A 24,401-nucleotide genomic window follows, 5' to 3' on the forward strand; every position below is an offset into this window, starting at 1 on the left:
TGCCTTGGCCCCGTTGCGTCACTGACCCGGTGCGGATGCCGGTATCGTCGTCACGTAGCGCTCGCCGCGAAGGCCCCGCCAGGTGCTGAACATCATCAGCACCAGGAGGACGGCGAAGGGCAGGCCCGTCGCCACGGCCGCCGATTGCAACGCGGCCAGGCCACCGCTCAAGAGGAGTGTGATCGCAACCAGTCCTTCGAACGAGGCCCAGAAGACGCGCTGCGCGGTTGGCGCGTCGACCTTGCCGCCGGCGGTGATGGTGTCGATCACCAGCGACCCCGAATCCGACGAGGTGACAAAGAAGATGATGACGAGCACAATGCCGACGAACGAGACGATCTGCGTCAGCGGCAGTGCGTTGGCCATGATGAACAGTTTCAGGTCGTCCGAGGCCTCGGCAACCAGCGCGTTGCCGGCGACGGCGACCTGATCGATCGCGGTGCCGCCGAAGGTCGACATCCAGATGATCGACAGGACGGTGGGCACGATCAGGACGCAGGTCATGAATTCGCGCACCGTGCGTCCCCGCGAGACGCGGGCGATGAACATGCCGACGAAGGGCGACCAAGAAATCCACCACGCCCAGTAGAACGTCGTCCAGCCATGCAGGAAGTTGACGTCCTCCCGGCCGAACGGGTTGGCCAGCGGCAGGAGGTAGGTGAAGTAGGACACCGTGTTCCGGAAGAAGCCGGTGACGATCACCAGCGTCGGCCCGGCCAGCAGGATGAACAGGAGCAGGGTAAGAGCCAGCGCCATGTTGATTTCCGACAGGCGCTTCACGCCCGCTTCCAGCCCGGCCACGACCGAGACCAGCGCGATGGCCGTGATGACGACGATCAGGATGACCTTGTTGCCGTCCGTTGCCGGAATGCCGAACAGGAATTCGATGCCCGCCATCGCCTGTTCGGCGCCGAAACCGAGCGAAGTGGCGAGACCGAAGAGCGTGGCGAAGACGGCGAGCGTGTCGATGATGTGGCCCGGCCAGCCCCAGACGCGCTCGCCCAGAAGCGGATAGAAGACCGAGCGCAGCGTCAGCGGCAGGCCGCGATTGTAGGAGAAGAAGGCGAGCGACAGCGCGAGAACGGCGTAGATCGCCCAGGGGTGAAGGCCCCAGTGATAGATGGTTGCGGCCATTGCGAGGCTTTGTGCCGCGGCTGTGTCACCTTCAGCGCCGCCAAGCGGAGCCCAATCGGTGCGAACGCCGTTTTCGACCGTAACGCCGCCGAGTGCGGCCTGGTAGTGACCGAGCGGTTCGGAAACGCCGAAATACATGAGGCCGATGCCCATGCCGGCCGCGAACAGCATCGAGAACCAGCCGAGATAGCTGTAGTCGGGCCTTGCATCGGCGCCGCCGAGGCGGATGGAGCCGAGCGGCGTGACGATGAGGACAAGGCTGAACAGCACGAACAGATTGCCCGCGATCATCAGCAACCAGTCGAAATTGTCGGTCAGCCAAGGCCGCAGCCAGGCGAAGAAATCCCCAGTCGTCACCGGGAACAGCAGTGTGAGGATCACGAAGACGACCACCACGCCGCCCGAGATCGCGAAGACCGGGTTGTGAATATCCAGTCCGAAGACCTGAATGTTGTCTTGTCCGACCTCGTAGTCGATATCATCGACCGTAGCGGTGCTTTTGTTTGGTTCTTCTTCCATGGATAGGTCCCCGTCTTTAGTTCCTTGCTCGGAGGTATCCTCTGTCAGCAAGCAGAAATGCACAGCTTCCGCTGCGGCATATCGTGACGGTATCTGATCAACCTGAAAGAAAGCCGGCGAAAGCGCGATGGCACGGGAACCTAACGCGCTGACGCCTCATTTCAACCATAATTCTGGCCGTCGGTGAAAAATCGGCTCAGAGAAGCGACGCCGTGAAGCGCTGGATTCGGCTGCAAGCCTCTTCCAGCAAGGCTTCGGAAGTCGCGTAGGAAATGCGGAAATTCGGGCCGAGGCCGAAGGCCGAACCGTGGACGACGGCGACGCCTTCCTGCTCCAGAAGCGCCGAGACGAAATCTTCGTCGGTCTCGATCACCTTGCCGCCCTGCGTCTTCTTGCCGATCAGCTCCGCACAGGACGGATAGACGTAGAACGCGCCTTCCGGCACCGGGCAGGAAATGCCCTTGGCCTGGTTCAACATCGAGACGACGAGGTCGCGGCGTCCCTGGAAGATGTCCTTGTTCTTCGCCACGAAGTCCTGCGGTCCGTTCAGCGCCTCGACCGCCGCCCACTGCGCGATGGTGCAGGCGCCGGAGGTCTGCTGGCCCTGGATCATGTCCATCGCCTTGATCAGCGCGATCGGACCGGCCGCATAGCCGATGCGCCAGCCGGTCATGGCATAGGCCTTGGAGACGCCGTTCATCGTCAGCGTGCGCTCATAGAGCTTCGGCTCGACCTCGGCGATCGTCTTGAAGACGAAGTCGCCATAGGTCAGGTGCTCGTACATGTCGTCGGTCAGCGTCCACACATGCGGGTGCTTGAGCAGCACGTCGGCGATGGCGCGCAGCTCGGCCTCGGTATAGGCCGCGCCGGACGGGTTCGACGGCGAGTTCATCAACAGCCACTTGGTCTTCGGCGTGATCACCTTTTCCAGCGCCTCGGCCGTCAGCTTGAAGCCATTGTCGATCGAGGTTTCGGCAAAAACCGACGTGCCGCCGCAGATCGCCACCATCTCCGGGTAGGAGACCCAATAGGGGCGGGGGATGATGACCTCGTCGCCGGCGTTCAGCGTCGCCATGAAGGCGTTGAACAGGATCTGCTTGCCGCCGGTGCCGACGATGGTCTGCTCGGGCGTGTAGTCGAGATTGTTCTCGCGCTTGAACTTGGCAGCGATCGCCTTGCGCAGTTCGGAAATGCCGGAGACCGGCGGATACTTGGTCTCGCCACGGCGGATGGCCTCGACGGCGGCATCCTTGATGTTGTCCGGCGTGTCGAAATCGGGCTCGCCGGCGCCAAGGCCGATGACGTCGCGACCCTGCGCTTTCAGTTCGCGCGCCTTCTGCGTCACCGCGATGGTCGCGGACGGCTTCACGCGGGAAAGGGCATCGGCAAGAAAGGCCATGGTCATTCGTCTCCGGCTCGTTTTCAGCCGCCTGTCGCGGCCGCCGGCTTAATGAATGATCCGGCGTCGAATCGCAAGGCTCGAAGGTTGGACCAGTCATCCGCGATTAACGCCTGCTTAGCCTTGTGCAACTAAGCTTCGCAGGAAGTTTGTCGCCCAGGGGAGGGCCGTTCTCTTGGCCCGCAGTCTCGGCCTGCCGCACATCATGCGCGAAGCCGACGGCACCGCCGTCGGCCACTGGGGACCTTATGTCCTCAAGACCGCCTTCCAGCCGATCTTCGCCTTCGAGCCCGACGGCTTGAAGCAGCGGGCATTCGAAGGGCTGATCCGGCCCTTCCGCGATGGCCAGGCGACGTCGCCGGGCCAGTTCTTCGCCGCCATTCCGAGCATCGACCGTCTACGTGTCGAGGCGCTGGCGCGCGATCTTCACATCCTCAATGCGGGAACGGCGTTCGGGCCGCAGGTGACGCTGTTCATCAATTTCGACCCCTCGCTCTTTTGCGAAAAGCCGGTGGTCGACACGGCGCTGCACGAAATGCGGATCGTGCTGGGCGAGGCGGGCCTGCCGTTCGAGAACATCGTTTGCGAGGTGACGGAGCAGCCGTCGGGCTCGGCCCTTGCGCTGCAGGATTTCGTCGCCGCGCTGCGCCGCGAGGGCTATCGCGTCGCCGTAGACGACTACGGCGCCGAAAGCTCGGACATGGAGCGCGTCAAGCAGTTGCGGCCCGACATCGTCAAGTTCGACGCCAAATGGGTAGCCCGTCTGATGGATTCACAGCCCGGCGTCACCTTGCTTAAGGTCATGGTCGGGGAATTTCGGCAGCAGGGCATCGTGACCGTCTTCGAGGGCATCGAGGAAAACTGGCAGCTCGACGTGGCGCATGAAGTGGGTGCGTCGATGGTCCAGGGCTTCGTCCTCGCACGGCCCGAACTGTCGCCGACGAGCTTTCGGCTCGAAGGCGGCGAACCCGCGCAGGCGTGCACTCCTTCAGACCCGGCACCGGAAGCGCTCATCGTCGGGGACGCCCCGGTCATCGCGCGCAAGCCGCAGGGCCGGGTCTTCGGCCGGCGGGGGCTGATATGACCCGTTTCGCGGATCTCGGCACCAATGTCGCGGCGGCGATCCTCCATGACGAGATCGGCCTTGCCATCGGTCACTTCGACGGTCACGTCCTGCGCTCCGCCTACCAGCCGATCTATCGCCTGCAGAGCGGACGGCTTTCGGTCGTGGGCGCGCGGGCGCTGGTGCGGCCGAGCCGCGACGGGCGGCCGGCGCTGCCCTCGCGCTTCTTCGAGCGGCTGCGCGGCGAAGACCGGCTGACATTCGAATGTCTGTGCCAGACGCTGCACATCGCGAACCTCCCCTATGTCGATCTCGATACGGCGACCCTTGCGCTGCGGCTCGACCAGATGCCGCGCGACATGCTCGACGCCGCGCTCAGGCTTCTGCGTCTGGCGACGGACGAGCTCGAGGAGGAGGGCTACGATCCGCCGCGCATCTGGTGCGAGTTTGCGGCCACGCCCATGGCGGCCGAACAGGCGGTCGCGGTGCGTGCGCACGGATTTCGCGTCGCGCTGTGCGATTTCGGCCCCGAGCCGGCGGGCATCGCGGCGGCGATGGCGGCGACGCCCGACTATATCCGCCTCGACGGGACATGGTTCCGCACGGTGGCGCGGGCGCCCGAGGCCCGCACGCTGCTCGCGCGGCTGACGGCGCTGCTTCACGCGCAGGGCATCGAGGTTCTGGCCGACGGGGTGGAAACGACGCCGCAATTCGAGGCGGCGCTCGATGTCGGCGCGGACATGTATCAGGGCTTCCTCTTAGCGCCGCCTTTCCTGGCCGGTTCCGCCTTCACCCAGCGCCCGCTGCGCCTGCCCGAACTTTTGCGCCCGCACGGCAAGGTCATCCCGCTGCGGCGTCCGGCCTGAGCGCTTTCATCAGGCGAAATCATCGATCCATCACCGGCAGGGGCTCGCTTGGCACGGCTAGGCTTGGCAATCTCGCTCCGAACCAGCGGAGAGCGACATGCTGACCCTTTACGGAATGACCGACAGCGGCAATTGCTACAAGCCGCGCCTTCTGCTCGCCAAGCTCGGGCGGCCCTTCCGCCATGTCGAGGTTTCGACCGTCGATGGCGGCACCAGGACCGCCGACTACCTGGCCAAAAATCCAAACGGCAAGGTTCCGCTGCTCGAATTCGAGGACGGGCGGATGCTGGCCGAAAGCAACGCGATCCTGCTGCATCTGGCCGAAGGCACGCGCTTCCTGCCGACCGACCCCTATGAGCGCGCGCTCGCCTATCAGTGGCTGTTCTTCGAGCAGTACAGCCACGAGCCCCAGATCGCGGTGCGCCGCTCGCTGGTCAAATATCCGCACCTTGCCGCAGCGGTGAGCAAAAAGCGGATGGCGGCGCTTCTCGACGGCGGAAACAAGGCGCTCGCCGTGATGGAACAACGGCTTGCGCGCGCGCCGTTCTTTGCCGGCGAAGGGCTCTGCGTCGCCGACATCGCGCTCTACGCCTACACCCACGATGCCGAAGCCGCCGGTTTCGAATTGGCGCGGTTTCCTTTCGTTTCGGCGTGGCTTGCGCGCGTGGCTGCCGATGAGTGCCATGTCGAAATCGGTTGGACACCTGCCTGAAAGCTAGGCAAACTGCGCAACTCGGCAGCTTTCCTGTTGACTCTTAGCCGATTTCGGGAAATTTCGTTTCCAGTTTCACCGGATAACAGCAAAACTGTTGTCCGGTTGTCACAAACCGCCGATAGTGCGGTTCGCGGAAGTAACCTTTCGCCAACAAACGGGAGCGAAACATGTCCATGAAAGCCTATGCGGCGGGTCTTGCCGCCACCTTTACCCTTCTGTCCGCCTCGACCGCGCTCGCCCAGACGCAGATCGACTGGTGGCACGCCATGACCGGCGCCAACAACGAAGTCGTCGACACGCTGGCCGCCGAATTCAACGACAGCCAGGACGAGTACAAGGTCGTTCCGGTCTTCAAGGGCACCTATCCCGAGACGCTCAATGCGGGCATCGCCGCGTTCCGCGCCAACCAGGCGCCGCACATCATCCAGGTCTTCGACGTCGGCACGGGCGTCATGATGGCTGCCGAAGGCGCCGTGAAGCCGGTCGCCGACATCCTGTCGATGGGCGGCACCGAGTTCGACAAGTCGCAGTACCTGGCCGGCATCGCCGCCTACTACTCGCGTCCGGACGGCACCATGCTGTCCTTCCCCTACAACTCCTCCTCGCCGATCCTCTACTACAACAAGGACGTGTTCGAGGAAGCCGGTCTCGATCCGGAAACCCCGCCCGCAACCTGGCCGGAAGTCTTCGAAGCCGCCAAGAAGATCAAGGAATCGGGTGCTGCCCCGTGCGGCCTGACCTCGACCTGGCTGACCTGGATCGGCCTCGAGAACTTCGCCGCCTGGAACAACCTTCAGTACGGCACCAACGAGAACGGCCTGGCCGGCACCGATGTCGAGCTGAAGATCAATGAAGGCCAGTTCGTCACCCACTTCCAGAATTTCGCCGACCTCGCCGCCGACGACACGTTCCGCTATGGCGGGCGCACCTCGGAAGCCAAGCAGCTCTTCCTGTCGGGCGAATGCGCGATCATGACCGAATCCTCGGGTGGTCTCGGCGACGTCATCAATTCGGGCATGAATTACGGCCTCGGCCAGCTTCCCTACTATCCGGAAGCCGAAGGTGCCCCGCAGAACACCATTCCCGGCGGCGCGAGCCTCTGGGTGTTCGAAGGCAAGTCGGACGAGGAATATGCCGGTGTCGCGGCGTTCTTCGACTTCCTCTCGCAGACCGAGATCCAGGCCCGCCTGCACCAGGTTTCCGGCTACCTGCCGGTGACGATGGCCGCGTATGAGGCGACCAAGGAATCGGGCTTCTACGAGGAGAACCCGGGCCGTGAGATTCCGATCACGCAGATGATGGGCAAGGAGCCGACCGAGAATTCGCGCGGCGTGCGTCTCGTCAACCTGCCGCAGGTCCGCGACATCCAGAACGAAGAGTTCGAAAAGATGCTCGCCGGCGAGCAGGACGCGCAGACGGCGCTGAACAATGCCGTCGAGCGCTCCAATGCCGCCATCCAGGAAGCCATCGGCAACTAAGCCGGCTTTCATGAACGACATTGCCGCCCGCGTGGCCGACACGCGGGCGGTGCTTTAAGGGGGAACGTGGCCTCGCGCCGCGTCCCGACCCCAGAGAGCCCGGCATCGAGAGGAAATCCCTTGTCCCCGCGCGTCGTCTTCCCCAACAAGATCCTGCCCTATGCGCTGCTCTTGCCGCAGCTCGTCATCGTCGGCATCTTCTTTTATTGGCCCGCGAGCCAGGCGCTCTACCAGTCCGTGCTGCGCGAGGACCCGTTCGGGCTGCGCACCACCTTCGTCGGCATGCGCAATTTCCAGCGCGTGCTGGCCGATCCGAATTATCTGAACGCGGTCGAGAACACGGCGGTATTCTCCATCGCCGTCGCCTTTTTCGCCATGTCGATCGCGCTGCTGCTGGCGGTGATGGCGGACAAGATCATCAAGGGCAAGGGCATCTACCGCACCATGCTGATCTGGCCCTACGCCATCGCACCGGCGATCGCCGGCATGGTGTGGCTGTTCATGTTCAATCCCGCGATGGGCACTTTCGCCTTCATGCTGCGCTCGGCCGGCTATGCCTGGGACCCGCTCCTGAAGGGCGACCAGGCGATGATCCTCGTCATCGCGGCGGCGGCGTGGAAGCAGATTTCCTATAATTTCCTGTTCTTCGTCGCTGGCCTGCAGGCGATCCCGAAGACGCTGATCGAAGCCGCCGCCATCGACGGCGCTGGCGAAACCAAGCGTTTCTGGACGATCATCTTCCCGCTGCTCGCGCCGACGACGTTCTTCCTGCTCGTCATCAACACGACCTACGCCTTTTTCGACACGTTCGGCATCATCCATGCCGTCACCGGCGGCGGTCCGGGCAAGTCGACGGAGACGCTGGTCTACAAGGTCTATCACGACGGCTTCGTGAACCTGATCCTCGGCGATTCCGCCGCGCAATCCGTGATCCTGATGGTCATCGTCATCGTGCTGACCGCGATCCAGTTCCGCTACGTGGAAAAGAAGGTGCACTATGGCTGAGGCTGCTGCCGTGAACGGCAAATCCACCGCCGCCAAGCTCGGCCGGCGCGAAGAGGGCAACATGCTCGGCGTCTCGCGCACGTCGCGCTACATCGCCCATGCCGTCCTGATCCTCGGCGTCCTCATCGTCGCCTTCCCGATCTACTACACCTTCGTCGCCTCGACCCATTCGCTGCAGACGATCCTGCGGCCGCCGCTGCCGCTCCTGCCGGGCGACCGGTTCTTCGAGAACTACTACCAGACGCTGTTCGGCGGCGTCGGGCGCATCGGCGGCGTGCCCGCCAGCACGCTTCTGTTCAACACGCTGGTGATGGCGCTCGGCATCGCCATCGGCAAGATCGCGATTTCGGTCCTGTCGGCCTTCGCCATCGTGTTCTTCCGCTTTCCCGGCCGGATGGTCTTCTTCTGGATCATCTTCATCACCCTGATGCTGCCGGTCGAAGTCCGCATCCTGCCGACCTACAAGGTGATGGTCGATCTCGGCCTGATCGACACCTATGCCGGCCTGATCCTGCCGCTGATCGCATCGGCGACGGCGACGCTGCTCTTCCGCCAGTTCTTCCTGACCATTCCGGGCGAACTGATCGAGGCCGCGCGCGTCGACGGGGCAGGGCCGTGGCGCTTCTTCAAGGACATCCTGATGCCCCTGTCGAAGACCAACATCGCCGCGCTCTTCGTCATCATGTTCATCTATGGCTGGACGCAGTATCTGTGGCCGCTTCTGGTCACCAACTCCAATTCCATGAACACGATCGTCATCGCGCTGCGGAAGATGATCTCGTTCGCCGATGCCGATACGCAATGGCATTTGGTCATGGTCACCGCCGTCCTCGCCATGCTGCCCCCGATCCTCGTCGTGCTCTTCATGCAGCGCTGGTTCGTCAAGGGCCTGGTCGAAACCGAAAAATAAGAAGGCCGCTCAGATGGCAAATGTCGAACTGAAGAACGTCAAGAAGGTCTATGGCGGCAGCGTCGAGGCCGTGAAGGGCGTGTCGATCTCCATTCCCGATGGCCAGATGTGCGTGCTGGTCGGCCCTTCGGGCTGCGGCAAGTCCACGCTCCTGCGCATGATCGCCGGGCTGGAGACGATCACCGAGGGAACGGTCTCGATCGGCGGCACCGTCGTCAACGACATGGGCCCGGTCGAGCGCGACATCGCGATGGTGTTCCAGAACTACGCGCTCTATCCGCACATGTCCGTCTACGACAACATGGCCTACGGTCTGCGCAATCGCGGCATGGCCAAGGACGAGATCGACCGGCGCGTGCGCGAGGCCGCCGGCACGCTCGGCCTCGCCGAATTCCTGCAGCGCCGTCCGCGCGAACTTTCCGGCGGCCAGCGCCAGCGCGTCGCCATGGGCCGCGCCATCGTGCGCAGCCCCAAGGCCTTCCTCTTCGACGAGCCTTTGTCCAACCTCGATGCCAAGCTGCGCGGCCAGATGCGCGTCGAGATCAAGAGCCTGCAGCGCCGCCTCGGCGTCACCTCGGTCTATGTCACGCACGACCAGGTCGAGGCGATGACGCTCGCCGACACGCTGGTCGTCATGAATGGCGGCCTGGCCGAGCAGATCGACACGCCGATGGCGATCTACGACAAGCCCGCCTCGACCTTCGTCGCCGGCTTCATCGGCTCGCCGGCGATGAACCTGATGACGGCGCGTGTCGCCGATGGCGGGCACGGCCTGACGCTGGCAGGCGGCGGCTCGGTCAAGCCGCGTGACACGGTGCTGCCGGAGATCGGCCGCGAAATCCTGCTCGGGGTTCGCCCGGAGCACATGACCGTGACGTCGAGCCGCAGCACGGCCGACCTGACCCTCAAGGTCACCGCCGTCGAAATCCTCGGCGCCGACGTGCTTGCGCACGGACAACCGGCCGACGCCACGCAGGCCGGCGGCGAGCTCATCGCTCGCCTGCCAGGCGGCACGCGGGTCGACGTCGGCGACGTCTTGCCGATGGCGATCAATCCGGGCATGGCGCATCTGTTCGACGCCGGAACCGGCAAGCGCATCTGATCATGGGGGAGGGCGCTGCCCCGCCAAACAGGCGGGGTGGGCGTCAGGCGACGTTGCGCAGTTTCGTCTCGCGGTCGGTGGTTGCCTGCTTCGGCTTTGCGGCCGGGGCGGCGTCGGCTGCCGCGCGGGCCAGGATCGCGTTCACTTCGTCGATGTCGACATAGTAGTAGCGGGCAAGCTGGACCGGCACATCGTCGGTCTTGACGCCGCGGCTGGTCATGAAGCGGATGGCGAATTCGATCTCGTCATGCTCGACGAGACGGCGCTTGGCGCAATCGTCGACATTTCTGCCCATTCGAACCCCCCGCATTGCCTGGAACGTCGGCCTGGAAGATGTTGCGGTCTTCCCGTTCGCCCGATGTTCGGTGAACCATCCTGCGTCGGTGTCACGACGCAAACTGGTCATGACGCGAATCGTTGGCCCCGAGTATGGCGCGTGCGGTCGCAGGTGCAAGAAAGCCGTGGATAAGTTCGAAACTTGTGCACAGAACATCATATCTTCTTGCAACCTTCGCGTGATCCGGTGCAGCCGTCCGCAATCTGTGCTTCGTCCGGCCCCGATCGCCGATTGCCGAACGGCGTCGGCTCGCGTAAGGAATGTGCGGGCGGGACGACAATTCGGGACGAATTCGAAAGAGACGATCTTGGCTGCTGAAAAGACCGTCGCGGCACGCTTGATTGCCGCTTCATTTCTGTCGCTGGCATTCCTGTCCGGCTGCACCTCCACCGGCGATCTGGCCACCGACCTTCAGGCCGCCGCCGAAGCCGAGGTCGCGCTGCCCGAGACTGTCGAGGTCCGCCCGTCGGCCAAGTTCACCGAGGCAGACGTGGCCGTCGATGCCGCCTCCGGCGAGCCGGCCGTCATCGCCTCCGCATTCGCCGGCGCAACGCCGTCTTCCGCCCTGCAGGCCGCCATCGTGCCCTCCGGCATCCGGTCGGTCGCGCCGCAGAGCCCCGAACTCGACCAGCTCATCGCCAAATATGCCGCGCATTACGAATTGCCGGTCGAACTGGTGCGCCGCGTCGTCAAGCGCGAGAGCAACTTCAACCCCGGCGCGCGCAACCGCATCTACTGGGGCCTGATGCAGATCCGGCACGACACCGCCCGCACCATGGGCTATCGCGGCTCGGCCGAGGGCCTGCTCGACGCCGAGACGAACCTCAAATACGCCGTCAAATATTTGCGCGGCGCCTATTTGACCGCCGACGGCAACCAGGACCGCGCCGTGCGGTTCTATGCGCGCGGCTATTACTACGACGCCAAGCGCAAGGGCATCCTGCGCGAGACGGGGCTGCGGTCCTAGGTGGACTGGTCCTTCGGACCAGGCATTTTTTCGAAAAGCGACCCCCACCCTTTATCCCTCCCCACAAGGGGGAGGGAGGGCATCGGCGCGGCGCTTGCACCCTCAACGCTGCGCCCGGCTTAAAGGAAAGGCGCGACGCTCGCGGCTCCCTCCCCCTTGTGGGGAGGGATAAAGGGTGGGGGTCCCCTTCGAAAAACATTCCCCACAATCACCTGTCACATTGCCGTGACGCCCATGATTTCGCCGTGCGCGCTCCCTACCTCGCTTCCATGAACAGACGCGCCCTTCTCGCCTTCGCCCTCGTCTCCACCCTCGCCATCCCCGCCGTCGCGCAGGACGAGCCCCCGACCTTCGAAACCCTCCTCGACGAGGCCGAGACCCTCGAGCCCCTCGAAACCGTCATCATCTCCCGCAATGGCGAGATCGTTGTGGAGCGCGGCTATCGAGGCAATTCGGTCACGGATTCCACCAACATCAAGTCGGCCTCGAAATCGATCGTCTCGGCCCTCGTCGGCATCGCCATCGACAAGGGCGTGCTCGAAGGCCCCGACCAGAAGATCGCGCCCCTTCTCGCCGACGACCTGCCGGACGGCGCCGATCCGCGCGTCGAGGACATCACGATCGGCCATCTCCTTTCCATGCAGGCGGGGCTCGGGCGCACCTCGGGCGGCAATTACGGGCGCTGGGTGTCGAGCGGCAACTGGGTGCGTGCCGCGCTTGCCATGCCGTTCGACGACGAGCCGGGCGGGCGGATGCTCTATTCGACCGGCTCGACGCATCTTCTCTCCGCCATCCTGACGAAAGAGACCGGCCGCTCGACGCTCGAACTCGCGCGCGACTGGCTCGGCCCGCTCGACGGTTTCCGCATCGGCTCGTGGGAGCGCGATCCGCAGGGCATCTATCTCGGCGGCAACCAGATGGCGATGACGCCGCGCTCGCTCGCCGCCTTCGGCGAACTCTACCGCAATGGCGGCGAGACGGCGGACGGGGAGCGCCTCGTCTCGGCCGACTGGATCGAGACCTCCTGGCAGCCGCGCACCAATTCGCGCTTCAATGGCGATGGTTACGGTTATGGCTGGTTCCTGCGCGAGATCGCCGGCGCGGAGGTCGTCTATGGCTGGGGCTATGGCGGGCAGATGCTCTACATCGTGCCCGAACTCGAATTGACCGTCGTGATGACCTCCGACGAGGCGAGCCCGTCGGCGCGCAGCGGCCACCGCAACGATCTGCACGCCCTCCTTGGCGAAATCATCGAGGCCGCGCGCCGCGCCGAGAGCTGACGTTCGGGACGATTTGCGTGGACGCGACGAAGGGCGTGCTTGCGCCGCCTGCCGCGAGCGACTACGCAGGGCGAGGGGAGTTGAATTCGCGCTGCGCCGTTCTTCGGCCGTGATCGGGGTCTACCCCTTCCGAACATTTCGCGCGTCACATGTTCCGGCAGGTCGACGTTTCCTCTTGCAGCCTGGAATCCGATGACGTCCCATTTCACGACCTCAGATGCCGTGCAGGCGGCCCGCGCCTGGACCAAGGTGCTTGCCCGCTACCGCGAGCCGAGCACCGCCCGCAGCGCCTTCGAGCTCATCGTCACCGTCGTTCCATTCGTCGCCCTGTGGACCGTGACCGCGTTCGCCGTCGTCCACGGCCATTACTGGGCGCTGGTGCTGACGATCCCGGCCGCCGGCTTCCTCGTGCGCCTGTTCATGCTGCAGCATGATTGCGGCCACGGCTCGCTGTTCGCGCGGCGCGGTCTCAACGACTGGACGGGCCGCGTCATCGGCGTCCTCACCTTCACGCCCTACGATTACTGGCGCCGCACGCATGCCGTCCACCATGCCACGACCGGCAATCTCGACCAGCGCGGCATCGGCGACATCGACACGCTGACCGTCGCCGAATACCGCGCCCTGTCGCGCTGGGGCCGCACCAAATACTGGCTCTACCGCCACCCGCTCGTCATGTTCGGCATCGGCCCGGCCTGGCTCTTCATCTGCCAGTACCGCCTGCCGTTCGGCCTGATGCGCGCAGGGCTGACGCCCTGGACCTCGACGCTGGCCACTAATCTGGGCATCGCCATCCCCGCCGCGCTGCTGATCTGGCTGATGGGCCTCGGGCCGTTCCTGCTGGTGCAGCTGCCGATCACGCTGATGGCGGCGACGGCGGGCGTCTGGCTGTTCTACGTCCAGCACCAGTTCGAAGAAACGCACTGGAGCGAGCAGCAGGACTGGAACTTCCAGCAGGCCGCGCTGCACGGCTCCTCGCATTACGACCTGCCCGCGGTTCTGCGCTGGTTCACCGGCAATATCGGCATCCACCACGTCCACCATCTGTCGTCGAAAGTACCGTTCTACCGGCTGCCCGAAGTCCTCGATCACCACCCCGAACTGCGCGACATGGGCCGCATCACCTTCATGGAAAGCCTGCGCTGCGTGAAGCTGGTGCTCTGGGACGAGCAGCAACGCCGCCTGGTCTCGTTCCGCGACGTGCGGATGGCAATGGCGTGAGGGCGCGGTCCGCGCGTGACGCGGGCTTTTTCTTGAATTGACCCCCACCCTTTATCCCTCCCCACAAGGGGGAGGGAGGGCATGCGCGCTGCGCTCTTTCCTCCAAGCCGGGTTGTGCATTGAAGAGCCAGGCGCATCGCCGGCGAACTCCCTCCCCATTGTGGGGAGGGATAAAGGGTGGGGGTCAATTCAGAGAGACTCCTATCCCTTCGTCAACTCCGAATGGCTCTTCAGCGCCCGGCCGCCATCCTCCTGTTCCACCAGATAGGCCGGCTCTTCCTTCGTCGCCTTGCGCTTGATTTTCTCCTGCTTGATCGTGCGTTCGACCTCCTCTGTGAAGCTCTCGGCCACCTTGCCGGTCGCCGTGCCGCTGCCCCACTTCCACTCGACCTTTGTGCCCTTGCGATACTTCATCTCGTCGCTCCTTCGTTCGGCGTGAAATGACGTCGGCGCCGATGCGGTTCCAAATGCGCAGACGCCGTCGATCGTGTATGATGGGGCATTCGAGAGCTGGGGTCGGTATGGCCGGTCCAGCTTGAACGAGGCCCGGCCGCCGGCCCCTTCTCCCGCACCAGCATGCGGAGGAACGAAGCATGGCAAACTTTCATGTCGTTGCAGGCGCGCAGGGCGGCATCGTGCGGCCGCGCATCCGGCGGATCGATATCGGCGAAGTCTTCGGCTGCCTCGGCGCCGGCATCGCGGATTTCCGGGACCGGCCGTCGCATTATTTCTTCCTTCTGATGATCTATCCGATCATCGGCTTTTTGGTCCTGACTTGGGCCGCCGGCGCGAATGCGCTGCCGCTGGTCTTCCCGATCATCTCCGGCTTCGCGCTCATCGGCCCGTTCGCCGCGCTCGGCATCTACGAGATCAGCCGGCGCAAGGAGCAGGGGCTCGACACGCACTGGCGCGACGTTCTGGAGCTGCGCCATTCGCCGGCCTTGCCGTCGATCGCCGCGGTCGGGTTCTTCCTGTTCGCCATGTTCCTCGCCTGGCTTCTGGTCGCGCGCGAACTTTATGTCGTGCTGATCGGCACCGCCGCCCCGGCCTCGCTCGCCGCCTTCTGGCAGGAGATCGTCGGCACCGGGGCGGGCTGGACGCTGATCGTCGCCGGAAATCTCGTCGGCCTCGCCTTCGCGCTCATTGTGCTGGCGACCACGGTTGTGGCCTTCCCGATGATGCTGGACCGCGACGTCGGCGCCTATTCGGCGATGGAAACCTCGGTGCGCGCCTTCGCGAAGAACCCGCTGCCGATCCTCGTCTGGGGCATGATCGTCGCCGCCGGCCTCGCGGTCGGCATGGCGACCTTCCTCGTCGGGCTGATCGTCATCCTGCCGATCCTCGGCCACGCGACCTGGCATCTCTATCGCAGTGTGGTCGGCATGGGTTGACGGCGGCGCGGTAGGCCAAGGGCTCCTGACAGCCTCCTGTCAGGACGATGTGCCAGAGCCGGCGCAACCCTTTTCTTCGGCGTGGACTCTCTCCATATTCCGACCATGGCCAAATCCCCCAAGACCGCGCGGCGCAGCCCGATCACCGATTTCATGGACGCGTCGCAGCCGCTGCATGGCTTCGGCGAAGGGCCGCAGGCCGAATTCGAGGGTGAACCTCTGAAAGGCGGCGTCGCCGACTGGGCGCGGCAGATTTCGGATGAGGCGGAAAAGCTGCAGATTCCGGGCGAAGCGCGGCAAGGCCGACCGGCCGTCGCGCCTGACGGCGCGCCCTTACGGAGCGAGCCGCGCAGCGGCGACAGCGTGAGTGCTAAGAAAAGCAAGCAGCCTGCCGCGCGTTCCTCCGCCCCGACGCGTTCGGGCCGTGGGACGTCGATGGGTGGCGCGGCATCGCCCAAGGAACGCGCTGCCGCCGGGCTCAATCCCGTCGCCGGCATGGATGTCAGCCTGGAGGACGCGGCCTCGCTGTCCTCGTCCGGCGTCACGGCCACCGTGGCGGCCCTGTCTGCGCTGATCGAAAGCGGCAACCCGCTGCACAAGAATGGCGAATTGTGGGTCCCGCACCGGCCGGCGCGGCCCGACAAGTCGGAAGGCGGCATCTCCATTTCGATGGAGACGGAGTTCAAGCCGTCGGGCGACCAGCCGACCGCCATCCGCGACCTCGTCTCCGGCGTCCAGGAGCATGACCGAACGCAGGTCCTGCTCGGCGTCACCGGCTCGGGCAAGACCTTCACCATGGCCAAGGTGATCGAGGAAACGCAGCGTCCGGCGCTGATCCTCGCGCCCAACAAGACGCTCGCCGCGCAGCTCTATGGCGAGTTCAAGTCGTTCTTCCCGAACAACGCCGTCGAGTATTTCGTTTCCTATTACGACTACTACCAGCCCGAGGCCTACGTTCCGCGCACCGACACCTTCATCGAGAAGGAATCGTCGATCAACGAGCAGATCGATCGGATGCGGCACTCCGCCACGCGCTCGCTGCTCGAGCGCGACGACGTCATCATCGTCGCGTCGGTGTCGTGCATCTACGGTATCGGCTCGGTCGAGACCTATACGGCGATGACCTTCCAGATGAGCGTCGGCGACCGGCTCGACCAGCGCCAGCTTCTCGCCGATCTCGTGGCGCAGCAATACAAGCGGCAGGACATCAATTTCGTGCGCGGCTCGTTTCGCGTGCGTGGCGACACGATCGAAATCTTCCCGGCCCACCTTGAAGACCGGGCCTGGCGCATTTCGATGTTCGGCGACGAGATCGAAACCATCGTCGAGTTCGACCCGCTGACCGGCCAGAAGACCGGCGATCTGAAATCGGTCAAGATCTACGCCAATTCGCACTACGTGACGCCGCGCCCGACGCTCAACCAGGCGATCCGTTCGATCCGGGAAGAGCTGAAGCACCGGCTCGTCGAACTCGAGCAGGCGGGACGCTTGCTCGAGGCCCAGCGGCTCGAACAGCGGACGCGCTTCGACCTCGAAATGCTGGAGGCGACTGGCTCCTGCGCCGGCATCGAGAACTATTCGCGCTACCTGACCGGCCGTCGCCCCGGCGATCCGCCGCCGACCCTGTTCGAATACATTCCCGACAACGCGCTCGTCTTCATCGACGAGAGCCACGTCACCGTGCCGCAGATCGGCGCGATGTATCGCGGCGACTTTCGGCGCAAGGCGACGTTGGCCGAATATGGTTTCCGCCTGCCGTCCTGCATGGACAACCGGCCGCTGCGCTTCGAGGAGTGGGACGCGATGCGCCCGCTCACCGTCGCGGTTTCGGCCACGCCCGGCGGTTGGGAGATGGACCAGTCCGGCGGCGTCTTCGCCGAGCAGGTCATTCGCCCGACCGGCCTGATCGACCCGCCGGTCGAGGTGCGCCCGGCCAAGAGCCAGGTCGACGACGTGCTCGGCGAAATCCGCGACACGACCGCCAAGGGCTACCGCACGCTCTGCACCGTGCTCACCAAGCGCATGGCGGAGGATCTGACCGAATACCTGCACGAGCAGGGCATCCGCGTGCGTTACATGCACTCCGACATCGACACGCTGGAACGCATCGAGATTCTCCGCGATTTGCGCCTCGGCGCGTTCGACGTTCTGGTCGGCATCAACCTCCTGCGCGAGGGGCTCGACATTCCCGAATGCGGCTTCGTCGCCATTCTCGATGCCGACAAGGAGGGCTTCCTGCGCTCCGAGACCTCGCTGATCCAGACGATCGGCCGCGCCGCTCGAAACGTCGACGGCAAAGTCGTGCTCTACGCGGACCGCATCACCGGCTCGATGGAGCGCGCGATGGCGGAAACCAACCGCCGCCGCGAAAAGCAGCTCGAATACAATGCCGAGCACGGCATCACGCCGGAGAGTGTGAAGAAGAACATCGGCGACATCCTGTCCTCGGTCTACGAGCGCGACCATGTCCGCCCCGACATCTCGTCCGTCACCAAGGACGGCCAGTTGGTCGGCGCCAACATGAAGGCGCATCTGGAGCACCTGCAAAAAGAGATGCGCGACGCGGCCGCCGATCTCGACTTCGAGCGCGCCGCACGGCTGCGCGACGAGATCAAGCGCCTGCGCGAAATGGAACTCGCCATCTCCGACGATCCGCTCGCGCGCGACGTCGAGATGGAAAGCCCGGTCTCGGGCCGCGAGAAGGGCAAGCACAACAAGGGCAAGGCGCGCCACCGCACCGTCGGCGAGGACGGCCAGAGCCTCTTCCGCAAGCCCGACCTCGACGAGATGGGCACCTCCGGCGACCACGCCCAGCCCGCCGGCTCGACCCTGTTCCGCAAGAACTCGCTCGACGAGATGACCGTGCGCCGCACCGAAAAGCCCGTCGAGGGCCGCATCCCGGTCAAGCCCGCCGACGACCCCAAGCCCGTCAAGCGCGAGCGCGCCGGCATCGGCTCCTACGAAGACCCCGCCGACCAGCGCAAGCAGAAGCGCCGCCCGGGCAAGACGGGACGGCCGGGGCGGTGATCGGCCGGTCGTGCATCGATCGAGAAATCGTGTAGGATGCCACCCGATTAGCGAAGATGCGTCAGGATGATCATGACGAAGCTCGAACGAATCGAACGCGAGATTGCCAGTCTTTCGGTGGAAGAACTGGAGCAATTTCGCGCCTGGTTCGCGGCCCATGATGCCGAGGCTTTTGATCGACGCATTGCGGAGGATGCGGCCGGCGGAAAGCTTGATGCATTGGCCGACCTTGCCCTGGCTGAGCATCGCGCTGGCAAGTCGACGCGTCTTTGAACCATTTCGCGACGCCCTCGTTCTGGCGTTGTCATGCCGCTTTGCCGGAGCACGTTCGCCTGCTCGCGGATCGGAACTTCGAGCTTCTCAAGTCGGACCCACGCCACCCTCCACTCCATTTCAAGAATGTCGGACGGTTCTGGTCGGTGCGCATAGGGCTTTCCTATCGCGCGCTCGCTGTGAGGGAGGCGGAGGATTGCGTCTGGTTCTGGATCGGCCATCATGGCGAGTATGATCGATTGCTGGCTTCTTGACGGCCTGTTGCTGAAGTCAGGCGTCAACACTCGAGAAAATCCGGAGATCACGGAATGATCGGCTACACCATGGTCGGCGTGCGCGACCTCGACCGCGCGGCGCAGTTCTACGATCCGCTGTTCGAGGTGATGGGGATCGCGCGCCAGTTCACCGACGAAGAGGCGCTGGCTTGGGGCCATGCCGACGAGACGACCGCACGCTTCATGGCCTGCCTGCCCTTCGACGGCGCGGAGGCGTCGGTCGGCAACGGCACGATGACGGCCTTCCTCGTCGACGGCCCCGAAACCATCGACCGCCTTCATGCACTCGCTCTCGAAAACGGCGGAAGCGACGAGGGTGCCCCCGGTCGGCGGCCACGTTACGGCGAAGGCTTCTACGGCGCCTATGCGCGCGACCGCGACGGCAACAAGATCGCCTTCGTCTGCTACGACGCTCCGCCGGACGGAAGTTTCAAATGAACCCGGTGGAAAATCCTTAATCCTCCGCCGCTAGGCTGTGCGCCGCGACATCGGGGGCGATCAGCAGTGCATGAATTCCTGTCGGGCGATTTCGACGAAGCGGACGCGCTGCGCCTTCAGGTGGCGGCGCAGGATGCGCTGATCGCCGACCAGGCGCGCGAACTCGCCCATTTTCGCAAGATCTTCGCTCGCGCCTCGCAAGCCGCGCAGATCGGCGTGTGGGAATGCGAGCTGGCCGACAATTCACTGCGCTGGAGCGACGTCGTCTACGACATCTTCGACCTGCCGCGCGGCTCGATGCCCGACCGCGAGGCGACGCTGGCGCTCTACACGCCGCAATCGCGCGCCGAGATGGAGCGGCGGCGCAGCCGCGCCATCGCGGAGCGCTCGTCCTTCACCTTCGACGCCGAGATCGTCACCGCCAAAGGCGTGCAGAAGTTCATGCGCATCACCGCGCAGGTCGAATGCGAGCAGGGCGTTGCCGTGCGCATCTTCGGCATGAAGCAGGACATCACCGCCGAAAAGCGCGCCGTCGACCGCCTGCGCCACCTTGCCGCCTTCGACGAGATGACCGGCCTTGCCAACCGCGCGCAGTTCCAGGAGCGCCTGACGGAACGGGCCGAAGCGGGCGCGCTTGCGGCGCTGCTGCTGATCGATCTCGACGGCTTCAAGCAGGTCAATGACGGCCACGGCCACATGGCGGGCGATGCCTGCCTGCGCGAGGCCGGGGCGCGGCTCTCAGTCACCTGCGCCTCGGCCGATCTCGTCGCCCGCGTTGGCGGCGACGAATTCGCGGTGCTCGTCGGTGCGGGCGCGAACCTCGAGGCGATCGCCGAGCTTGCCCGCGCGATCACCGCCGCGATGGCCGAGCCGTTCCTGCTCGACGGGCGCAGCCACGCGCTCGGCGCCTCCGTCGGCATCGCGCTGGCCGCGGACGCCGCGCCGGCCGACCTCTTCGTCCACGCCGACACCGCGCTCTACGCCGCCAAATCCGGCGGGCGCGGCACGTTCCGCATCTTCAAGGGCGAAGCGGCGCCCGGGCGCGACAGCGCCGCCGCCTGATTACGCGAGGATTTGCGCGAACAGCTCCGGATCGACGTTGCCGCCCGAGGCGACCACCACCACGTCGCCGCCCGAAATCGTGTCGCCATGGAACAGCGCGGCCGCCAGCGCCACCGCGCCGCCGGGCTCGACCACGATCTTCAGCCGCGTGAAGGCGAGCGCCATGGCGCGGCGCACGTCGGATTCGGCCACCGCGATGCCCGCGCCGCACAGTTCCTTCATTACCGGAAAGGTCAGCCGGCCCGGCTGCGGCGTCACGATCGCGTCGCAGATCGAGCTTGCGCCCGGCTGGTTGGCCCGGATCTCGCCCGCCGCGAGCGAACGCGCCGCGTCGTCGAACCCTTCCGGCTCGCAGGTGCGCACGGTGAACCCCGGCGCCTCGGCGGCGAGCGCCAGCGCGATGCCCGAGGTCAGCCCGCCGCCGCCGCACGGCACCAGAACCTCGCCGGGCGCAACGCCGAGTTCGGCCGCCTGCGCGGCGATCTCCAGCCCCACCGTGCCCTGTCCGGCGATCACCTCCGGCTCGTCGAAGGGGCGGATCAGCGTCAGCCCCCGCTCGCCCGCCAGCCGCTCGCCGATCGCGTCGCGATCCTCGTTGGCGCGGTCGTAGAGCACCACTTCGGCGCCATAGGCGCGGGTGTTGTCGATCTTCATCTTCGGCGCGTCGGACGGCATGATGATCACGGCCGGCACGCCGTGCATCCGCGCCGCCAGCGCCACGCCCTGCGCGTGGTTGCCGGAGGAAAACGCGATCACGCCGCGCGCGCGCACCTCCGTCTCGAGCGCTGAGAGCGCCGACCAGCCGCCGCGAAACTTGAACGAGCCCGTATGCTGCAGGCATTCCGGCTTCACGAAGACGCGCCGTCCGGCGATCTCGTCGAGGAATTGCGAGTTGAGAAGCGGCGTCCGGCGGGCCTTGCCCTCCAGGCGCGAAGCTGCGGCGCGGATGCGGGAAATGTCGGTCATGGCCGCCTTATGCCAAGCCGCGCCGCGCGCCGCCAGCCCCTTTCCTCACCCGCGGCCCCTGTAGGTCGGCACGCCCTGTTCGGGCACCCACACATCGGCCGGCGCCGCGCCGGTCTGGTAGAAGACGTCGATCGGAATGCCGCCGCGCGGATACCAGTAGCCGCCGATCCGCAGCCATTGGGGCTCCAGAAGCTCGACCAGCCGCTTGCCGATCGTCACCGTGCAATCCTCGTGGAAGGCGCCGTGGTTGCGGAAGGAAAACAGGAACAGCTTCAGCGACTTGCTCTCCACCAGCCAGTCGCCGGGAATATAGTCGATCACCAGATGCGCGAAATCCGGCTGACCGGTCATCGGGCACAGCGAGGTGAATTCGGGCGCGGTGAAGCGCACCGTATAGCGCGTGCCGGCCTGCGGGTTCGCCACGCGCTCCAGCACGGCATCCTCCGGCCGGGCGGGAATGGCGGCGTCCGCGCCGAGCTGCGTCAGGTTCGAATAGATCGTGTCATGCGCCAAGCGCTTCGTCCTTGTTTTGACCGGGTAGGCTGCGACCGGAATTGCGAAAGGCGCGCGGATAGCAGGGAAGGGCGGCGAGGTAAAGGCGGGGGTGGCGGTGCCGGGACTACGGGCGCTTCCCCTCCACATCGTCATCCTCGGGCTTGACCCGAGGATGACGATGTGGAGGAGGTGCCGCCGACTATAGCCGCTAGCAAGCGCGACGGCAGTGGGGGATCAGCGCATTATCTGATATCCGGCGCGATTGGAGATTGAACAGCATATCAGTTTCCGCCCCCCCCATATCAGTCGTTCCGTCCTTGAGGGTGTTGCCTCAAAGTGGATGTGACGGTTAAACTTTTCCGCCTGTAGTTGTTGGGGGTAGCGCAGTCGCGCGTCGCAAGGTTGCCACGCGCTTTACTTCCTCCACAAGCGGCCGAGACTTAGCGCTGTCACGAGCAACCGGCAGTCTTGATCCTGCAAGTGCTTCGCGGACAATGAGGACCGCTTCATCGAAGGCTAGCTTAGCCTTAGATGTGTCGGTCAGGTGGTCTTTGAGTGCATTGCTGTAGGCTGCAACCTTTTTGCCACCAGCACCGGGGAACTCCTCTTGTTCAAAACGCGAGCGAAACGCATAGAGCAGGAAGTACTTGAACGGACGGATGTCACGCTCTTCGTTGGTTAGTTTGCGCAGCGCGATTTCGAAGCGATACGCCGCTAAGGCAGCAACAAAATAAGCTTCTGGCTTGTGGTAGGACTGGAAGACGCGATCCTTCACCGTCTTCAAGAGCGTCCCTTGATACCGACTAGCCTGATTAGGGGAATCGAGAAACATGGAAGCATAGCACTTTAATTGGTTCCCAATGGTGACTATGCGACTTTTTTCAATTGCTCCATTGCTGGCATATTGCTTTGCTCTCCTTTCGTAGAAAAGTTTCGTGTCACCTGACACTCCAGCATAATAATCTTCTAGATCGCGTTGAAATTGTGTGAGAGCTAAGAGATCATTTTCCTCTACGTTCGTCTGCTTATTCGTTGATTTTATTATGCTCTGCGCGACATCATCACTGATGGTATGTATAAGTTTTATTGGTACAAAAAGATCACCCGTTATCAGATGCTGATTTGCAAAAATCACATGGCTAGTCTGGCATCCATTCACGATCTGGTAGTCTTCGAGTACATACTGACTCGACGTTACTCTGATGTCTCGCGCAACCACAGTGATACCATTGTTTCGAAGTACGAACTGGTCGAAAAGGCCATCTGTAATAGTCTTGGCTATGTCGGCATTGACGGGGTTCTCGCCTTGGAAATCGCGCACATTGTCCACAAACACAGATTTAATTATATCACCGTCATCATCAACAAGCAGCTTGAGGAATTCCTTGACTGGAAGGACGCCGAGATAAGAGGCGCTGACACCATCGATAGTTGGTAGAGTAATGAGTTTTTCGAATTTTACCTCACGAGAAATACTTGTCTTTGTTGCCCTGTACAGTGCTTGAATCTGTCGGGCGCCCAACGGCTCGAAAATTACTTCAGAGAATAAATTGGTGTCGAGAAGGTCCTGCCTTTTACGTTTAATCGCCTCGACAAGATAAGCATCTTCTGTCCAGTTACCTGTGCAGACGTAGTAGACGCGGCAAACTGGGTTATCTTTTAGTCGAGACGCGTTTTGAAGAATGCGCTCTTTGATCTCGATAAGTTTCCTCACATCGTCATTCAAGGGAAGCTTCTGAGCGTCGGAAAAAATTTCGTTCACAAGATTATCGCCCAAAGCGATGATTGCTGACCCGTCGAAAGTGGAGGAGGATTTCGCCTGCACGATAATGAACTCGGCGTCCAAGTATCCGTTCAATGCCAACACGTCGTCGATGTAGTCGGCGTCATCGGCGAGCCGACCATTCACCTTTACCGCGAAGGCATCGACGTTTAGATCTTGGCCGTCACCCACGACCAAGTCCGATGTATCAAAGTCCTCGGTGTAATGGGAACTGACAACGCTATACGCTGCAAAATGCTCAAATTGCTTGTCCGCAGGCAGCCCTGTGAGGGCGTGACTTTCAACAAAGTCTCTTACTAATGCTTGAGTAACCGAATCCATTGCGCGTTCCCGTCAAAAATGCAGTCAATAACCTATCAAACAGCATGTGGTGAACCAACAGAGATTCGTATTGCCGTTCTCGTGCAGAGTGCAATGGCTACGCTCGCTTCACCGCGTAGAGCGCATAAGGGCTGACGGTCTCCTCGCGAATCCCGACATTCACATCCGCGACAATCCTAGCGCCCCCAAAAACCTTATCCCCACCCCCGCCACCTCCCGTATTCTCCCTCCCATCGCCCTCGCGGGAACCGGAGCCGGAACCGGGTTTTGGGAGGGCGGCGGTGACTTCCCCCGGAGGCGTGGTTCGCCGAAGGCTCGTGAAGGCACGGAACAGGCCGGCGTGGTGAGGCGCGCGCGACAAGCGCAACCCCAAG

At 63.9% G+C, this 24,401-nt stretch carries 22 protein-coding genes; 15 read left to right on the top strand and 7 right to left on the bottom strand.

What is annotated here, in order from left to right:
* Positions 1-18: 18 nt before the first annotated feature.
* Positions 19-1,653, bottom strand: coding sequence for a BCCT family transporter (locus ACT6QU_RS04025; RefSeq protein ID WP_444564465.1), 1,635 nt, complete (start codon positions 1,651-1,653; stop codon positions 19-21).
* A 196-nt stretch (positions 1,654-1,849) separates the two neighbouring features.
* Positions 1,850-3,052: a pyridoxal phosphate-dependent aminotransferase gene (locus tag ACT6QU_RS04030; protein WP_444564523.1), complete on the bottom strand. Its 1,203-nt coding sequence runs from the start codon at positions 3,050-3,052 to the stop codon at positions 1,850-1,852.
* 175 nt (positions 3,053-3,227) lie between these two features.
* On the opposite strand from ACT6QU_RS04030, the gene ACT6QU_RS04035 reads away from it, so the two are divergent.
* The 7 genes from ACT6QU_RS04035 to ACT6QU_RS04065 all read left to right on the top strand — a co-directional run bounded on the left by ACT6QU_RS04035 (position 3,228) and on the right by ACT6QU_RS04065 (position 10,191).
* Positions 3,228-4,136, top strand: a complete 909-nt coding sequence (locus ACT6QU_RS04035) for an EAL domain-containing protein (protein WP_444564464.1) — start codon at positions 3,228-3,230, stop codon at positions 4,134-4,136.
* Complete coding sequence (locus tag ACT6QU_RS04040) at positions 4,133-4,981, top strand: EAL domain-containing protein (RefSeq protein WP_444564463.1); 849 nt, start codon at positions 4,133-4,135, stop codon at positions 4,979-4,981. The genes ACT6QU_RS04035 and ACT6QU_RS04040 overlap by 4 nt, the downstream gene beginning before the upstream one ends.
* 97 nt (positions 4,982-5,078) lie before the next feature.
* Positions 5,079-5,693, top strand: a complete 615-nt coding sequence (locus ACT6QU_RS04045) for a glutathione S-transferase family protein (protein WP_444564462.1) — start codon at positions 5,079-5,081, stop codon at positions 5,691-5,693.
* Between the two features lie 170 nt (positions 5,694-5,863).
* The gene (gene ugpB / locus ACT6QU_RS04050; RefSeq protein WP_444564461.1) at positions 5,864-7,174 is read left to right on the top strand and encodes a sn-glycerol-3-phosphate ABC transporter substrate-binding protein UgpB; all 1,311 of its coding nucleotides are present in this window, start codon (positions 5,864-5,866) and stop codon (positions 7,172-7,174) included.
* Positions 7,175-7,294: 120 nt separating this feature from the next.
* Positions 7,295-8,179, top strand: coding sequence for a sn-glycerol-3-phosphate ABC transporter permease UgpA (ugpA, locus tag ACT6QU_RS04055; protein WP_444564460.1), 885 nt, complete (start codon positions 7,295-7,297; stop codon positions 8,177-8,179).
* Between the two features lie 61 nt (positions 8,180-8,240).
* Entirely contained in the window at positions 8,241-9,089 is an 849-nt protein-coding gene (gene ugpE / locus ACT6QU_RS04060; RefSeq protein WP_024588902.1) for a sn-glycerol-3-phosphate ABC transporter permease UgpE, read from the top strand.
* Positions 9,090-9,102: 13 nt separating this feature from the next.
* Entirely contained in the window at positions 9,103-10,191 is a 1,089-nt protein-coding gene (locus ACT6QU_RS04065) for a sn-glycerol-3-phosphate import ATP-binding protein UgpC (RefSeq protein ID WP_444564459.1), read from the top strand.
* A 43-nt stretch (positions 10,192-10,234) separates the two neighbouring features.
* Here ACT6QU_RS04065 and ACT6QU_RS04070 read toward each other — a convergent pair whose 3' ends face one another.
* The gene (locus tag ACT6QU_RS04070) at positions 10,235-10,486 is read right to left on the bottom strand and encodes a hypothetical protein (protein WP_444564458.1); all 252 of its coding nucleotides are present in this window, start codon (positions 10,484-10,486) and stop codon (positions 10,235-10,237) included.
* A 349-nt stretch (positions 10,487-10,835) separates the two neighbouring features.
* Between ACT6QU_RS04070 and ACT6QU_RS04075 the strand changes: the two genes are divergently transcribed.
* The 3 genes from ACT6QU_RS04075 to ACT6QU_RS04085 all read left to right on the top strand — a co-directional run bounded on the left by ACT6QU_RS04075 (position 10,836) and on the right by ACT6QU_RS04085 (position 13,996).
* Entirely contained in the window at positions 10,836-11,495 is a 660-nt protein-coding gene (locus ACT6QU_RS04075; protein ID WP_444564457.1) for a transglycosylase SLT domain-containing protein, read from the top strand.
* A gap of 269 nt (positions 11,496-11,764) precedes the next feature.
* Positions 11,765-12,775, top strand: a complete 1,011-nt coding sequence (locus tag ACT6QU_RS04080; protein WP_444564456.1) for a serine hydrolase domain-containing protein — start codon at positions 11,765-11,767, stop codon at positions 12,773-12,775.
* A gap of 192 nt (positions 12,776-12,967) precedes the next feature.
* Positions 12,968-13,996, top strand: coding sequence for a fatty acid desaturase (locus tag ACT6QU_RS04085; RefSeq protein ID WP_444564455.1), 1,029 nt, complete (start codon positions 12,968-12,970; stop codon positions 13,994-13,996).
* A gap of 201 nt (positions 13,997-14,197) precedes the next feature.
* Here ACT6QU_RS04085 and ACT6QU_RS04090 read toward each other — a convergent pair whose 3' ends face one another.
* Positions 14,198-14,410, bottom strand: coding sequence for a DUF2945 domain-containing protein (locus tag ACT6QU_RS04090; RefSeq protein ID WP_444564454.1), 213 nt, complete (start codon positions 14,408-14,410; stop codon positions 14,198-14,200).
* Between the two features lie 179 nt (positions 14,411-14,589).
* On the opposite strand from ACT6QU_RS04090, the gene ACT6QU_RS04095 reads away from it, so the two are divergent.
* From ACT6QU_RS04095 to ACT6QU_RS04115, 5 genes are all read left to right on the top strand, one after another.
* Positions 14,590-15,387 carry a DUF2189 domain-containing protein gene (locus tag ACT6QU_RS04095; protein WP_444564453.1) on the top strand — a complete coding sequence of 266 codons (798 nt, stop codon included), beginning with the start codon at positions 14,590-14,592 and terminating at the stop codon, positions 15,385-15,387.
* A gap of 105 nt (positions 15,388-15,492) precedes the next feature.
* Positions 15,493-18,414: an excinuclease ABC subunit UvrB gene (gene uvrB / locus ACT6QU_RS04100; RefSeq protein ID WP_444836525.1), complete on the top strand. Its 2,922-nt coding sequence runs from the start codon at positions 15,493-15,495 to the stop codon at positions 18,412-18,414.
* A 72-nt stretch (positions 18,415-18,486) separates the two neighbouring features.
* Positions 18,487-18,687, top strand: a complete 201-nt coding sequence (locus ACT6QU_RS04105) for a hypothetical protein (RefSeq protein WP_024588893.1) — start codon at positions 18,487-18,489, stop codon at positions 18,685-18,687.
* Between the two features lie 308 nt (positions 18,688-18,995).
* Complete coding sequence (locus ACT6QU_RS04110; RefSeq protein ID WP_444564451.1) at positions 18,996-19,400, top strand: VOC family protein; 405 nt, start codon at positions 18,996-18,998, stop codon at positions 19,398-19,400.
* A 66-nt stretch (positions 19,401-19,466) separates the two neighbouring features.
* Positions 19,467-20,462 carry a diguanylate cyclase domain-containing protein gene (locus tag ACT6QU_RS04115; RefSeq protein WP_444564450.1) on the top strand — a complete coding sequence of 332 codons (996 nt, stop codon included), beginning with the start codon at positions 19,467-19,469 and terminating at the stop codon, positions 20,460-20,462.
* Here the strand turns inward: ACT6QU_RS04115 and ACT6QU_RS04120 are convergent, their stop codons facing one another.
* From ACT6QU_RS04120 to ACT6QU_RS04130, 3 genes are all read right to left on the bottom strand, one after another.
* A complete protein-coding gene (locus tag ACT6QU_RS04120; protein ID WP_444564449.1) occupies positions 20,463-21,428 on the bottom strand; it encodes a threonine ammonia-lyase in 966 nt (321 codons plus the stop codon).
* A gap of 45 nt (positions 21,429-21,473) precedes the next feature.
* On the bottom strand, positions 21,474-21,941 hold the full coding sequence (gene queF, locus ACT6QU_RS04125) for a preQ(1) synthase (RefSeq protein ID WP_444564448.1): 468 nt from the start codon (positions 21,939-21,941) through the stop codon (positions 21,474-21,476).
* A 331-nt stretch (positions 21,942-22,272) separates the two neighbouring features.
* Entirely contained in the window at positions 22,273-24,027 is a 1,755-nt protein-coding gene (locus tag ACT6QU_RS04130) for an AIPR family protein (protein WP_444564447.1), read from the bottom strand.
* Positions 24,028-24,401: the final 374 nt, after the last annotated feature.

Origin of the sequence: Aliihoeflea sp. (assembly GCF_052435475.1) — a bacterium.
Classification (GTDB): Bacteria; Pseudomonadota; Alphaproteobacteria; order Rhizobiales; family Rhizobiaceae; genus Aliihoeflea.